A 14,164-nucleotide genomic window follows, 5' to 3' on the forward strand; every position below is an offset into this window, starting at 1 on the left:
GCGGCACAACCATTCACGGCAGCATACGTTTCTCTCGTCGTGAAGCTACATAAAACATACTCAAGGAAGCTCTTTTTCTGTGAAAATACAATGGGCGAGCTCCCTGAATGAGGAAATAAATTTTCATCCCGGGGTGTGAGTGAAAAATCATGTGTTTCTTATCAGCGAAAAGACGGCTATACATAAACTTTTAAAGAAAGGTGATCGAATGCTTGCATACACGATAAGACGGCTGACATTGTTAATCCCTGTACTGCTGGGGATGGTGCTGATTGTATTTTCACTTATTCATGCGATACCAGGTAATCCGGCACAGATTATTTTGGGGCAGCAGGCGACGAAGGAAGCCGTTGAGGCATTGAATAGGCAATTGGGTCTTGATCAGCCTTTATATGTACAGTTTTTCGATTATGTGAAAAATCTGTTAACCGGAGATTTAGGAATGTCGATTCGTACCCAAAGCCCAATAAGTCAGGAGGTTTGGCCGTATTTGGCAGCGACGATGGAGCTTGCTTTTGCTGCCATGCTGATTGCCATTATTTTTGGTGTGAATGCGGGGATTATTTCGGCTTGGTTTCAAAATTCGTGGTTTGACTATATTGCCATGCTACTCGCTCTGATTGGTGTGTCCATGCCGATTTTTTGGTTCGGTTTGATGGAACAGTATATTTTTTCCATTCAGCTTGACCTATTTCCGACAACAGGACGTGACAATATTCGGGATCCGGTTGAACCGATTACGTATTTATATTTAATTGATACATTGATACAAGGAAGATTTGCTCAGTTTTTTGAAGTAATCAAACATCTTGTTTTGCCGAGTGTGGCCCTTGCTACGATTCCGATGGCAATCATTGCCCGAATTACACGGTCCAGCATGCTGGAGGTCATGCGATCTGATTATATCCGAACTGCCCGTGCAAAAGGGATGAGCATGTTCTGGGTTGTATATAAACACTCTTTAAAAAATGCTTTTATTCCCGTGTTAACCGTCATTGGATTGCAGACCGGTTTACTTTTGGGCGGTGCAATTTTGACAGAAACGATATTTGGATGGCCAGGTATTGGGAGCTATATTTATGATGCAATTCAATTCAGAGATTATCCGGTCATTCAATCAGGAATCTTAGTCGTCGCAACTATTTTTGTCTTTATCAATTTAACGGTGGATCTTTTATATGCGGCGATCGATCCGCGAATTAAATACCGATAGGGGGAAAGAACATGATTGAACCAACTGCGAAGCTACCTCCAAATAATACAAGCATAAGTATAAACAAAGAAGAACAAGTCATTTCCCCTTGGAAGGAAGCGTGGCAAAGCTTTAGAAAAAATAAGGCAGCCCTATTTGGGCTTGGTGTAGTCCTATTTTTCATTTTATTGGCCATATTCGCGGATTTGATTGCGCCATTTGGATTCAAAGAAACTGAATTAGCGAATAAGCATCTTCCGCCATCAAGCACACATTGGTTTGGAACGGATGAATTTGGCCGTGACATATTAAGCCGAGTCATTTACGGTGCGCGCATTTCCCTTCGCGTCGGATTTTTAGCGGTCTGTGGCTCGGTGATCGCAGGTTCCTTTCTGGGCATTGTTGCCGGCTATTATGGCAGATGGGTGGATGGAATTATTTCAAGGGTTTTTGATATTCTTTTAGCTTTTCCAAGCATATTGCTGGCCATTGCGATTGTTGCCATTCTGGGACCTTCTCTTCAAAACGCCATGATTGCGATTACCATTATCAATGTGCCAACATTTGGCCGTTTGTTGCGCTCGAGAGTGCTCAGTATTAAAGAAGAGGAATATATTCTAGCAGCAAAAGCAATTGGAATGAAGGATGGCAGAATCCTTTTTCACCATGTCCTGCCAAACAGCTTGGCGCCGATCATCGTGCAGGGTTCCCTTTCCATTGCAACAGCCATCATTGAAGCAGCAGCCTTGGGCTTCCTGGGATTGGGAGCACAGCCGCCGACACCTGAATGGGGGAAAATGCTTGCTGATTCGAAAGACTTCATCATCCAGGCTCCATGGACGATTTTTTTTCCCGGAGTGGCCATTATGCTTACAGTGCTGGGATTTAACCTAATGGGGGATGGGCTAAGGGATGCACTTGATCCGAGGATGAAAAGGTGAAATGATGATAGCGGGCATGACTTGCCGGTACAGTCTTGGTTGGACGGAATCATGCCCTCTTCTGCTATTCACTCTTATCTTTTTCAAGCATTTCGATAACCTTGTCGAGTTTTTGTTCCATATTTTTTGATCGAGACCGATTCCTGACTACTGAACGCACAACTACAATAATAGCGAAAATAATAGTCAACATCATAAGCAAAAGTATAAATTGGAATATGATATCACCGATATTCACCATTTGTATCTCCTCCTTAACTGTAGTTACGCTTCTGAAAATGATTAGTTTCAATCAACTGTTTGGGAAATCTATTAAATCTCCGACTCTCCCCAGTAGTATTCACTAAAAAATCATCTGCCAGTGCTTCAGCAGAGTTGTATAATTCTGTCAGATTATTATCGACCCCGCCGAATTCTATTAGAAGTGCATGCTCTGTTAAATCTTGATTATATACTCCATCCCCGTCGAATTCACCTTTAACCACAACACCTCGGCTTAATCCTGAATATTTCTTTTCTAAGTCATGGTGCAGCTCTTCGACAAATTTACGGTTTTTTTCATAATTTTTGTGTTCCTTTCCAACAACAAAAAATAATTTAGCATATCTTTTTTGATGAATGTCAGCAGTTGTCACTTTTTTAGGCTGAGAATCTCTGTGTATATCAATAAACATGTGAGTGTCTGATATTAAAAATAGAATGAAAAGTAAAGTGAATATACCTGGGATTTCTTTATTCTTTTTCGACTGTCCTTTCCGTATGATGGTATAAATAATGCTTTCTGAAAAGGAGGGCCTTATATTGAAAAAATTCATTTTGGTTGTGGTGTGCAGCCTCTATTTATGGCCACAAGGTAATAACAAACAAACGGTTGTAAGAAAACCTCCTCACAAAGAGGAGAATGTTAACTCGAAATTTATTGTTACGGATACAGTTGATACTGCTCAAAATATTCCAGGGGGAATTTTAGAGGAGCAGTTGCCTCAATTTATTCCCAATGCTGATGGAAATGCATCAATTATCATTTACAAACTGCCTCTAACAGAAGACGCGTTCAATTATCTTACAGAAGTAAAAGTAAGACAATAGCTAAGTATTGTATTGAGCCTCATCATTAAAAGATTCACACCACCTGTAAAAGCTTCTTTCATTGAATTAATGATAAATATCCGATTATTTTCGAAAATAAAGGAATATTTTCTCATTTTGTTTATTATTTGTGATATGCTCAACTTAGTTCACAGATAATTGAAATATTGAATAGGCAGGAAGTATAAAGATGTCCTCTAAATTAATCAAAGGAGCAATGATTCTCACCCTTGGCTCCGTGCTATCTAAAATTCTAGGTCTTCTGTATGTCATCCCTTTAAATACACTTTTAGGCAAGGACGGAGTCAGCCTATATGCGTATGCCTATGTTCCGTATACTATTTTTATGAGCATCGCTACAGCTGGGATTCCACTGGCGGTGTCCAAAATAATTGCGAAATATAATTCTGTTGGCCAATATTCGGTCAGTCAAAGAATTTTCAAATCGAGTTTCAAAATTATGCTGATTACCGGTGTTTTGTCGTTCTTTGCCATGTTTGCGACTGCACCGTTTTTAGCTGAGTTCGGAAGCTATGGTAAAAAGGGACTTTCTAAAGAGGATTTGACAACTGTGATCCGGGCAGTCAGCTTCGCTTTGATTCTTGTACCCGCGATGAGCATTATCCGAGGTTTTTTTCAAGGTCATGAAGATATGAAACCGACGGCTGTTTCACAAGTTGTTGAACAGATCGTAAGGATTATTTTCTTATTAAGCGGCGCATTTGTCGTCTTGAAAATTCTCGAAGGTAAATTGGTTACAGCAGTCAGTCTAGCTACATTTGCGGCTACAATTGGCGCAATTGCGAGCATGATTGTTCTTGTCATCTATTTAAATAAGCAAATACCATTTTTAAAACAACTTGCAGACAAAGATGAGAATAAAATAGAATCATCTATGGCTGATATACAGAAGGAAATCTTTTTTTCTTCGATCCCATTCGTTGTCGTAGGCATTGCAATGCCATTATTTCAGTTTGTAGACAACCTGACCTTTAGCAGGGCAATGGCTTCCATTGGCCTGGATGATATCGTTAAATCAGCTTTTGGAATCTTAAACTTTAACACACAAAAACTCGTTGTTATTCCAATGACGCTTGCCACCGCGTTTTCGATGTCGCTAATACCCGCTTTAACGAGCTCCTATGCCAGTGGGAATATGGAAAAATTTCGCTATGAACTTGATAAGGCCTTTCAAATTGTTTTATTTATTACCATTCCAGCTGTAATTGGAATCTCCATTTTGGCTGGTCCAATTTACACTGTTTTTTATGGGTATAATCCACTTGGAACAGAGATCCTTGCCATTTATGCTCCTGCAGCGATTCTGTTTGCTGTCTTTTCGATATCAGCGGCAGTTCTGCAGGGAATCAACATGCAAAAGATGACTGTACTCAGTTTGTCTATGGGATTGTTAACAAAATGCATCCTGAACATTCCATTGATCAAAACATTTGAAACGGCTGGAGCAGTCTATGCAACAACATTGGGTTATTTAGTTGCGTGCTTGCTGAATTTATTTTTCATTTATTATTCTGCAGACTACAAATATACAGTCGTTGTTAAAAGGTCTCTGCTAATGTTTATTTTTACGGCGATTATGGCCGGCGCTGTTTTTGGGGCTGAGAGTGTTCTGTCAACAGTGATGGATCCTGAAAGCAGATGGCAGTCAATCCTGATCATTGTGATTTGTGTATCTGTAGGAGTGGGGATCTATGGACTGCTTGCACTAAAAAGTAATTTAGCAAAGATGCTGTTTGGAAGGCGTATACATCTATTGAGAGAAAAATTGAATGTTTAACTTCATTCAGCAGAAATCTCCCACTTCTATAAGTGGTGAGATGAATACATATTGGTATTCCATTCAGTGGGGGTTCAAACTCCGGCTGAATAAAGTCAAAGCCTCCGGCGGATGCCACAGATTTTCAGAGGAAACTTATCGAGCGGAGCTCGATAAAATCTGGGCGCAAATACGCCAAGGCGCATTTGATACTTTATGTAAAAAAACAGCAAGTAACGAGGAATGAGACCTATGAAATATAAAATTGTCTTCGCTTTATTAGTCGTCAGTCTAGGGCTGAATTTGTTTCTTCTTGGAAAATGGCTTCTCTCTGAACAGTGGTATACACCAACCTTTGAAGAAGAAATTATTTTGAGTGAGATGGTTCAAAAAACGCTTGAAAGCGAAGAGTATAAGAGATTAGCAGATAAAGAGAACGTGATCGCCATTGATACAAGTCTGGATAAAAATAAAGGAGGAATATTTCCCTATTATTTTAATGTAAGTGTTCGAACAGATAAACGGACCTATCTTTTTTCTTGTAACGACAGCCAATGTACGAAATTGGAAAATGGAGGATCGACTTATTCCATTTATCAGGATGAAAGTCCCCGGCTTCCGTTCAAAAAATAGGGAGCCTGTCCCCTTGTTTGGAGGATGTTTTGTGTGAAAAGTTTTTTCCGTGAACCTTCCAAAGATTCTTTAACCTAGCTGGTTTTAACGGTCGGTTTGTCCAATCTACATCCCAGTCTAATATTTATGGCGGGGTCCGATTCAAGGATAGTACTAATCATGATTCGAGTGATTGTAGAGACTTCCTTGATTCTTTTAATGATAGGTCCATTAATTGGGTTAATCTATTCATTCTTCATAAAAGGAAAAATGAAAATACTATATATCGTATTGCATTTGGAATGCATATGTACGGTTTCCACCCTTTGCATTGTTAAGTTTTATGTTTAGGTACTTTGTTTCTTTTGCACCCTGATAAGATTTACAGATCTATGGAGCGCTTCTACAAATTGTGAAGACGCCCAATTACAGCAAATTAGGAGGAACCTATGAAAAAATTACGGTTTGAACGTCCAACTGATCATTATGATGAGAAGATTTTTTCCATTGACGAGCAAATTTGCGAGCTAGTTCAAAAACGAAAAGAATTGTCGGGAAACAATCCTGGATTTCCACCCGCAGAATACATACAAGATTGGGCTAAAAAGTATGGGCTGTATGAGGATTTATTGAATGCGTTATTTGGAACGCTAAGAACTGATGAACATTTCCGCATTCAGGTTGAACCAAGTGGATTTCAAAAGTACATTCCTGTTCTGAAATCAGTTGTCAAGGGCGATTCTTTATACTCAGTAACCTTCATACGACAATATGAGAATGCAAGTGTTGTAAACTTTAACATCGATTGGGACGAGTCGGAGGATTCTTCGGATAGTTTTATTCGTTATCACCATTTTTGGGAGCTTTATATTAATGAAGACTATTATTGTACGATGGATGGCGGTGGCGGATCGGGCGAACACATAAATAATAATTTTGTTGTGTCTCCGCGTCTGCCGGACGATGTATCGGGATTGCAATTGATTTTTAAAGAAAATGAAGAGCCATTCGAAAGCCCAACAGGAGTCGAGATTGTGATAGATTTGGATTGATGGAATGATATCTTGCGAATAAGGAAACCAAGTATGGATTTGAAGGGGAGGAAAGAGACATTCATTCTTCACTGATGATGTGTCGGAGGCATGATGATTTAGACGATCATCTTGCAGACAACTATTTGGAATTTGAGCTCGGGAAAAATATATGATAAAAAAGCTCAGCTTGATAGAAGTGAATCAACCCTTCTGTATAATTCACTGTAACAGATTTTGACATACAATGTTTGGTAGCAGATGTTTTATTAGTAACATATAGAACACATAAACATAATGATGGAGAGAAGCTCCATTTGGGCATTTAAAAAGATAAGTGGCAAATGGTAGATCACAAGGTACACCTATCCCATAGCCAGGTATAAAAATGATGGGGGTAAGAGGTGGCATTTTATAAAAAATAATCGATGAAATTGAAAAAAGATTAAGGTCACAGTTGTTTAGGGGGGGCATGATGTTAAAGGAACATATTAAAGGATTAGGAGTTATTTCATCCTTATTGGCAATCGCAGGATTAGTTTTGATGTTTTCTAGTATTTTTTTTGGAACTTCTCTAGGGGAGTCCTGGCTTCTTAACCAAGAAGATGGCGTCGCTGATACTAGCCAATACATGATGGTTATTGAAACTTATAAAAACAACTTTGTGATTGCTGGAAGTATCCTCTTTGGTGTGGGTTTACTAACGGCCATACTTACTTATTTTACATTCCTACTTTATGGAATAAGAAAAACAACAATATCGCCTGACAATAATAACTAGAATAAGCTATTGTTTATTCAAGAATCGGGCGCGTATCTTTAATAAGAATCAGCGCCCTTACATATAAGGCTAAGATTGCGGAATATTTTTAAATTGACATCTAATCATTGTTTTGTTAGATGTCAGTTTCTTCTTCGTATTCGAGTATATCACCAGGCTGACAATTTAATGTTTGGCAAATTTTCTCTAGTGTGACAAAGCGAATTCCACGTGCTTTACCTGTTTTTAGTATTGATAGGTTAGCTTGGGTAATTCCAATTTCTTCTGCTAACGCTTTTGAAGAAATTTTTTTATCTAACAATATTTGATCTAGATTAATTTTTATCATTAGGAGTCACCACCTAAATTACCTTGTTAGAATCTTCTTGCAAGGATATACCATATTTAAAAACAATATAAAGTGTATAAATGATTGATAATAAAAGAATTTTTCCTATTACATTAGGCCATGTATCTGGAAAAATAACGCTGACATTGTATGCGTTTACTTGAGCTTTGAGTAGCCTACTAACGAAGTCCAAAACAATAAAGCTAGTAAACGAGATTAAGATTAATTTGAGATGTCTAAGATTTTGTGAAACAAAGAAATGCTGTTTATAAATATTATTAATTATTTTACGTAGGGCATACATAATAATAAACAGACAAGCAAGGATTGCAAGTGCAACAAAGCAAGAAAGTATCAAAGTCAATATTATTTGGTTTGTGTTTAAATCTAATAATTGTTCTTTGATCCCTTTGGGTACTATCAATAAAGCACCGGCTGCAAATAAAAATAGTGCTCCAGCGATTGCAAAAATAACTTGAGCAATAAGTGATACGATTGCCAAAGACTTTAGAACGATTTTAGTAAAAAGATTCATTAGAAATCAGCTCCTTATATTACGCTTGTAATTATCCTAAAACAATAAAGTATTATTGTCAAACGATATTTACAATTTCCCTAAGGATGTTGCAAAAGGATACAGTAACGCAGGTTTTACTGTTATTGTACAAGATAATTACTATGGTGAAAAACTTCCGTATATTCTTGAATTAATGGCTCCTGAGAAAGTAGAAACTATTGTATTAACTCCTACTGCTGACGTTATCCGAGAAAGAGAACATAATAGAGGCAAGGCTGGTTATATCGGCTTTGACGTTGATAATTTGTGTAAAGAGTTTTTAAAAACTACCCCGCATATTGGATTATGGATTNATTATAGGGCGCTTTAATGAAAAAAAAGAACACATATTATACATGACTAATATGTGCTCTACACTCGAATCTATAAATACATGTATTTATAGATTCGCTAGTTAATAATATGGAGGTCTTTTAAAAAAAATCTTGATAAAGTGATTACGATAATGTTCGGCATGTTTGTTATAGCACTACTGTCATTTAACCAAAAATAATCCACCCTTGAGTTTGGCTGCTCAGGTGGATTATTTTCTATCTACCGCCCGCCCCCTTGTAGGGAACCGAGCTAATGTATAGGCTGAAGGTGTTCCATCACCTTCAGTCATTTTTAATGTATTCATTTCTGATTACGGCATCCCCTTTATTTCTAATAAAGAAAACTCCAAAAATGTTCCGGCTCTAACAACAAAAATCCTAGAATTTGAATGGGACTTTTTGTTATGCACACTTCATTGTTTGTATCCTCTTCTACTGGAGAAATAGCTTCTCTAAAATGACGGTAGGAATGTAGCGGTAACAGCCAAAACATCGAAAGGCTCAATGTTAAGGCCTTTCGAATGTTTTTAGTGTTTTACTTCTTTGCTTCAATTTCTGCAAAATATTCCGGTCTGACAAAGCCGACAAGGTTTTCATCTGTATATTGAATAAATTCTTTAGATTTGTAGGCATCTTCAAGTGCCTTTACGAATGGCTCCTTCTTATCCTTGCTGTTGATGACCACTTGGTTCATGTACTGAATAGGAGTTTCTTCCAAGCCGAGCGCACTTTCAAGTTCAATACCTGAAGCAAGTGCAAAGTTCCCGTTGATGAACGCGAAATCAGAATCGCCCAAAGAGCGTGGCAACTGAGCGGCTTCCAGCGGAGCAATGTTTAAATCCAGCTTGTTTTCCGCCACATCCTTCTCTGAAGCTTTTGATGGGTCCACATCTCCATCTAGTGCAATCCAGCCATACTCATCCATCATAATCAACGCTCTTGCCATATTAACGGGGTCATTTGGAAGGGTTACTTTCGCTCCTTTCTGAATGTCAGAAAGGTCTTTATGTTGTTCAGAGTACACGCCGATTGGTGCAGTTGGAACCGAAAGAAGGTTCACTAAATCCATATCATGTTCTTCATTAAACTTTTCCATATATAAGACATTCTGGAATACGTTTGCGTCCAAATCTCCCTCATGAAGTGCCTTATTCGGCTGAACGTAGTCGCTGAATTCAATCACCTTGACGTCGTATCCTTCTTTTTCAAGTATAGGCTTGATGCTGTTTGTGACTTGATCACTATATGGGCCGGCGGTAGCTCCGATCTTGATTTCTTTTTTGCTTCCGCTTGCGCTGTTCGAACCGCAGGCGGCGAGAACAACCATCCCTGTTAATAAAATGATCCCAATAAAAACTTTTTTCACAACCATACCCCCATGTTTATTTGAATGGACAAGAATTCTGCTGGAATTTTCTTTCCTAAGTGTTTATTGGGAAACGGTTTGTAGCTTCCAGGAAAACTGCTTGCCCGGGTGATGGTCAGCCAACTGGTCGCCACCACCGAATAAATTGTCACGTAATGTTTTCCTTGCTCTGTTTTCTCTCAATAATCCCCTTTCCTCCAATACAGGGATGACGAGTTCAGCAAAATCTTCGAATGATCCCGGCATCACCGCATACGTGATATTGAAGCCATCTACATCCGCTTCATTCAACCATCTTTCCATTTCGTCGGCGATGACTTCAGGTGTGCCGACTACCACAGGACCGATACCTCCAAGTCCGACAAATTCAGCTATTTCATTAATAGTCCATTGCTTGTCTGGATCAGCTTTCGTAAAAATCTCCACCCGTGAGCGCATGGAGTCATTTTCAACAAACTGCAGGTTTTCGTTTGGATCGAATTGGGAAAGGTCGATTCCCGTCCAGCCGCTGAACAGGCTTAGTGCACCTTCACGGCTGATATATTTTTTATAATCCGCGTATTTTGCTTCCGCTTCTTCTTGTGTTTTGGCAACAATTGGCGTAAACAAGCTGAAAATTTTGATCTCTTCAGGCTTTCTTCCATATTCCTCCGCTTGATTTCGGATTTTTTCGACATATTTTTGGGCAATAGGAATAGTCGGCATTGAAACGTAGACACCTTCCGCGTGCTTTGCGGCGAAAGCACTTCCTCTGGATGACAGGCCAGCTTGGTAAATCACTGGGGTCCTCTGAGGGGACGGTTCACATAGATGGGCGCCCGGCACACTGAAGTATTCACCTTCGTGTTGTATATCATGCACTTTGTCCGGATCGACAAACGCTTTTGTCTCGGTATCTTTTACAACTGCATCGTCTTCCCAGCTTCCTTCCCATAATTTATAGCAGACATCCAAATATTCCTCAGCGATGTTATAACGTTCATCATGCTCAATCTGTTCTTTTAAGCCGATATTGATGGAGGCACTTTTCAAATATGAAGTAACGATATTCCAGCCAACACGTCCTTTTGTTAGGTGATCCAGTGTTGTCATGCGCCGGGCAAATGTATAGGGATGTTCATGTGTTACTGATGCTGTAACCCCGAAGCCAAGATGCTCCGTTACAGCAGCCATGGCAGGGATGACTAGAAGCGGGTCATTGATTGGTGATTGCACTGCCTGGCGAAGAGACGCATCACGGGTACCTTGATAGACATCATAAGGTCCAAGTACATCCGCGAGAAAAATGGCATCAAATTTAGCAGCTTCCAGCGTTTTCGCAAGCTCAGTCCAATGCTCAAGATCCTTGTAGCGATACGAACGGTCTTCCGAATGTGCCCACAATCCAGGTGATTGATTACCTGGGCAGTTCATTAAAAAAGCGTTTAATAACACTCGTTTTTTTGTCATTTTTTGTTCCTCCTTAGTTGTTCGTTTTCTTCAGGCCAAAGTGATGTATCAATGCCGACAATTTGTTTGCCAATCAGTTCCTTGGCTAGATTGTTGGAAGGGCCCATTACAATTCCTGCCCGGGAATCGCGGTACAGGCGCTCCAATATACCTTTTTTATATCCGAAACCACCTGCGACATCCATTGAGATTTGAGCTACTTGATTCGCGGTTTCCGATGCATGAACTTTAAATTCGTAAAGCGTTGTTCTCAATTCATCAGAGAGAGGCTCACCTGATTGAGACCAGTCATTCAATCTTGAAGCTATTTCATTCTGCCAGGCACATAAACTGTCAATCAAAATTTTTGCCGAAGCAAGCTGGTGTCTGACAACTTGGTGCTTTCCTGATGCTTTCGTTGCAAAAGATGCAGCTTCCTTGAATAATCCGATTGCAGTCCCTGTCCAGGCGCCTCCCAGCCCGAAAATATAAGCGTTGCTATTTTCCACAATCTTTTTTCCTGTTCCTTCTTCCCCAATTAAGTCGCGCTGGTCAACATAAATATTGTTTAATTTTATAGGAGAACTATGATTTCCGCGCACACCTAAAGCATCCCATTTCCCTGTCTCAATACCGTCCTGTTTCGCATCGACAATAAAATACGAGAGATCTGAGTAAACTTCCGCTTTTGGTGACTTTGTTTGAATAATATAAAAGTCAGCATAGCCGCTGCTTGTCGCAAAGGATTTTTCAAAATTCAAAAGGTAGCCGCCATTTGTATAATCGGCTTTGCTTTCACTGAGCCAATGCTGGCTTCCGGTAGCCCTCTCGCTGTTTGCGATTGTTCCGATTTTTCCTTCGCGGAGCGGCTTCAGCCATCTGTTCCATTGATCCTCATTACCATAACCATATATAATGAGCGACGCGCCGATGTTCATCGTATAGACTAGGGCTGTTGAAGGACAGGCTTTTGCGATTTCACGAACGACGAGACCGTAGGCATGATAATCAAGTGCCAAGCCGCCTAATTCTTTCGGCAGTAAAATACTGTTCCATCCTTCTTCTCCAAGAGCTTTTAGGTTTTCACTCGGAAATTCTCCTTCTCGGTCAATCCAGTCAGCATTCGGTCGGATGACAAGGTCGATGATTTTCCTTATTTGACTTTTCACTTCCTCAAGCGAGGGTTTGGCTTCTTTAATGGTGGTTGTCATGTAACCATCTCCTTTTCATGTGGAATGAAAACTACTGTAGGAATCTCTATGTCTCTTTTTTGAGAAACAAAAAGCCCTTCTCTCAAATAAAGATGAGAGAAGGGCATATACATGTACATATGTAAGCCTACATTAGTCTCATCTTTAGAATACAAAAGTATTCTTCTGAAATTAGCACCGTGCAATTAATTGCTGGTTGCTGAGGCTTCTTTGGGTCAGTCCCTCCGCCTCTCTTGATAAGAATATTATTATTCATTTGTTAATATTTGGAGTCGCCTGTTGGCTTGAAATGAGTATAATCAACATTTTGTAAATAGTCAACTTTTTTTAAAAAATATATGAATACTCATTTTGAATAGCCGTCTGAAATGAAAGATAATGTTGCCCTCGACAAACATTCTTTCCGCCTCCTTACAAACAGGTCCAATCCCAACAAGGTTGCTGTAGACCCACTCGCATTTCGATTGCTATCATGGATATATAGAGTTTTGTGGAGGGACATCAATGGTACGATCAAGTGGTAATGATCTGAAAATGGGGGAACGTGGAGCGATACTCAGCATTTTTGCTTATATATTTTTATCAGTCTTGAAGTTGGTAATAGCGGATATGTCAAATTCGGCAGCCTTAAGGGCGGACGGACTAAACAATGCCACTGACATTGTAGCTTCAATCGCGGTTCTGATTGGTCTTAGATTTTCGCAAAAGCCAGCAGATGATAATCATCCGTATGGCCATTGGAAAGCCGAGATGATCGCTACGTTGGTTGCTTCTTTTATCATGATGGTTGTCGGGCTGCAGGTTTTGTTTGAAGCAGTGTCATCCGTATTTGCTGAAAACCAAGAATCACCTGACATGGTCTCTGCGTTGACTGCCGTTTTTTCTTCGGGAATCATGTATTTGGTTTATAAATATAATCAAAGTTTAGGCAGAAAAATTAATAGTCAAGCAGTAAAGGCGGCAGCTAAGGATAATTTATCCGATGCGTGGGTGAGTATTGGTGCGGCAATTGGAATCATCGGCTCCCAATTCGGACTACCCTGGCTTGATCCGTTAACTGCCGTGATAGTTGGTTTTCTCATATGTAAAACAGCCTGGGATATTTTCAGAGACGCTTCTCTAGACTTGACCGACGGCTATGATGAAGCAAAATTGGAACGGTACAAAGAATCTATTTTCGAAATTTCCGGAGTTAAGGGAATAAAGGATATAAAGGCAAGACGATATGGCAATAAATCTGTAGTGGATGTGGTTATTCTTGTCAATTCCACATTGGGGATCCAGGCCGCTCATCAAATCTCGGATTGTGTGGAAGAAGTGTTAATGAAAAAGCACCAAGTATTTGATGTGCATGTTCATGTGGAACCAAATTGAACAAGTGTGAAAGCAAGCTGAAGCTTTCACACTTGTTAATTTTAGTGAAAAAGTAGTTGCTTGACGCTGGATTGTGCGAAATTCCAAATAATCGTGCGAAAACCGGTTTTATCGTGCGAAATTCCAAATAATCGTGCGAAAAC

Annotated in this window: 16 protein-coding genes and 1 riboswitch; of the genes, 9 read left to right on the forward strand and 7 right to left on the reverse strand. The window is 39.6% G+C overall.

Going from position 1 to position 14,164, the window contains the following annotated elements; all coding sequences use genetic code 11:
• Positions 1–208: 208 nt before the first annotated feature.
• Entirely contained in the window at positions 209–1,213 is a 1,005-nt protein-coding gene (locus tag D5F11_RS04320) for an ABC transporter permease (protein ID WP_120116082.1), read from the forward strand.
• An 11-nt stretch (positions 1,214–1,224) separates the two neighbouring features.
• On the forward strand, positions 1,225–2,133 hold the full coding sequence (locus tag D5F11_RS04325) for an ABC transporter permease (protein ID WP_120116047.1): 909 nt from the start codon (positions 1,225–1,227) through the stop codon (positions 2,131–2,133).
• Between the two features lie 64 nt (positions 2,134–2,197).
• Here D5F11_RS04325 and D5F11_RS04330 read toward each other — a convergent pair whose 3' ends face one another.
• Positions 2,198–2,374, reverse strand: coding sequence for a DUF4083 family protein (locus D5F11_RS04330; RefSeq protein WP_244861988.1), 177 nt, complete (start codon positions 2,372–2,374; stop codon positions 2,198–2,200).
• A gap of 13 nt (positions 2,375–2,387) precedes the next feature.
• Positions 2,388–2,807 carry a stage II sporulation protein P gene (spoIIP, locus tag D5F11_RS04335; RefSeq protein ID WP_280519757.1) on the reverse strand — a complete coding sequence of 140 codons (420 nt, stop codon included), beginning with the start codon at positions 2,805–2,807 and terminating at the stop codon, positions 2,388–2,390.
• 127 nt (positions 2,808–2,934) lie between these two features.
• On the opposite strand from spoIIP, the gene D5F11_RS04340 reads away from it, so the two are divergent.
• The 6 genes from D5F11_RS04340 (at position 2,935) to D5F11_RS04370 (ending at position 7,423) form a co-directional block, all read left to right on the forward strand.
• Positions 2,935–3,222: a hypothetical protein gene (locus D5F11_RS04340; protein WP_120116045.1), complete on the forward strand. Its 288-nt coding sequence runs from the start codon at positions 2,935–2,937 to the stop codon at positions 3,220–3,222.
• A gap of 190 nt (positions 3,223–3,412) precedes the next feature.
• Positions 3,413–5,020, forward strand: a complete 1,608-nt coding sequence (locus D5F11_RS04345; RefSeq protein ID WP_120116044.1) for a putative polysaccharide biosynthesis protein — start codon at positions 3,413–3,415, stop codon at positions 5,018–5,020.
• Positions 5,013–5,246, forward strand: coding sequence for a hypothetical protein (locus D5F11_RS04350; protein ID WP_120116043.1), 234 nt, complete (start codon positions 5,013–5,015; stop codon positions 5,244–5,246). The genes D5F11_RS04345 and D5F11_RS04350 overlap by 8 nt, the downstream gene beginning before the upstream one ends.
• A 5-nt stretch (positions 5,247–5,251) precedes the next feature.
• Positions 5,252–5,632 (forward strand): hypothetical protein, encoded by a 381-nt coding sequence (locus D5F11_RS04355; protein ID WP_120116042.1) that lies wholly within the window; start codon positions 5,252–5,254, stop codon positions 5,630–5,632.
• A gap of 428 nt (positions 5,633–6,060) precedes the next feature.
• A complete protein-coding gene (locus D5F11_RS04365) occupies positions 6,061–6,663 on the forward strand; it encodes a hypothetical protein (protein WP_120116041.1) in 603 nt (200 codons plus the stop codon).
• A 454-nt stretch (positions 6,664–7,117) separates the two neighbouring features.
• Positions 7,118–7,423: a hypothetical protein gene (locus D5F11_RS04370; RefSeq protein WP_120116040.1), complete on the forward strand. Its 306-nt coding sequence runs from the start codon at positions 7,118–7,120 to the stop codon at positions 7,421–7,423.
• 115 nt (positions 7,424–7,538) lie between these two features.
• Here the strand turns inward: D5F11_RS04370 and D5F11_RS04375 are convergent, their stop codons facing one another.
• From D5F11_RS04375 to D5F11_RS04400, 5 genes are all read right to left on the reverse strand, one after another.
• Positions 7,539–7,751: a helix-turn-helix domain-containing protein gene (locus tag D5F11_RS04375; RefSeq protein WP_120116039.1), complete on the reverse strand. Its 213-nt coding sequence runs from the start codon at positions 7,749–7,751 to the stop codon at positions 7,539–7,541.
• Between the two features lie 13 nt (positions 7,752–7,764).
• The gene (locus D5F11_RS04380; protein ID WP_120116038.1) at positions 7,765–8,286 is read right to left on the reverse strand and encodes a DUF2975 domain-containing protein; all 522 of its coding nucleotides are present in this window, start codon (positions 8,284–8,286) and stop codon (positions 7,765–7,767) included.
• Positions 8,287–9,177: 891 nt separating this feature from the next.
• Positions 9,178–10,014, reverse strand: a complete 837-nt coding sequence (locus D5F11_RS04390) for a MetQ/NlpA family ABC transporter substrate-binding protein (protein WP_120116036.1) — start codon at positions 10,012–10,014, stop codon at positions 9,178–9,180.
• A 57-nt stretch (positions 10,015–10,071) separates the two neighbouring features.
• A complete protein-coding gene (locus D5F11_RS04395) occupies positions 10,072–11,457 on the reverse strand; it encodes an LLM class flavin-dependent oxidoreductase (protein WP_120116035.1) in 1,386 nt (461 codons plus the stop codon).
• Positions 11,454–12,647 carry an acyl-CoA dehydrogenase family protein gene (locus D5F11_RS04400; RefSeq protein ID WP_120116034.1) on the reverse strand — a complete coding sequence of 398 codons (1,194 nt, stop codon included), beginning with the start codon at positions 12,645–12,647 and terminating at the stop codon, positions 11,454–11,456. The genes D5F11_RS04395 and D5F11_RS04400 overlap by 4 nt, the downstream gene beginning before the upstream one ends.
• Before the next feature lie 135 nt (positions 12,648–12,782).
• A riboswitch (SAM riboswitch) is annotated at positions 12,783–12,890 on the reverse strand.
• Between the two features lie 261 nt (positions 12,891–13,151).
• Here D5F11_RS04400 and D5F11_RS04405 point away from each other — a divergent pair.
• Complete coding sequence (locus tag D5F11_RS04405) at positions 13,152–14,021, forward strand: cation diffusion facilitator family transporter (RefSeq protein ID WP_120116033.1); 870 nt, start codon at positions 13,152–13,154, stop codon at positions 14,019–14,021.
• Positions 14,022–14,164: the final 143 nt, after the last annotated feature.

This window comes from Siminovitchia terrae, from assembly GCF_003605405.2.
In the GTDB taxonomy this organism is placed as follows: Bacteria; Bacillota; Bacilli; order Bacillales; family Bacillaceae_C; genus Siminovitchia; species Siminovitchia terrae.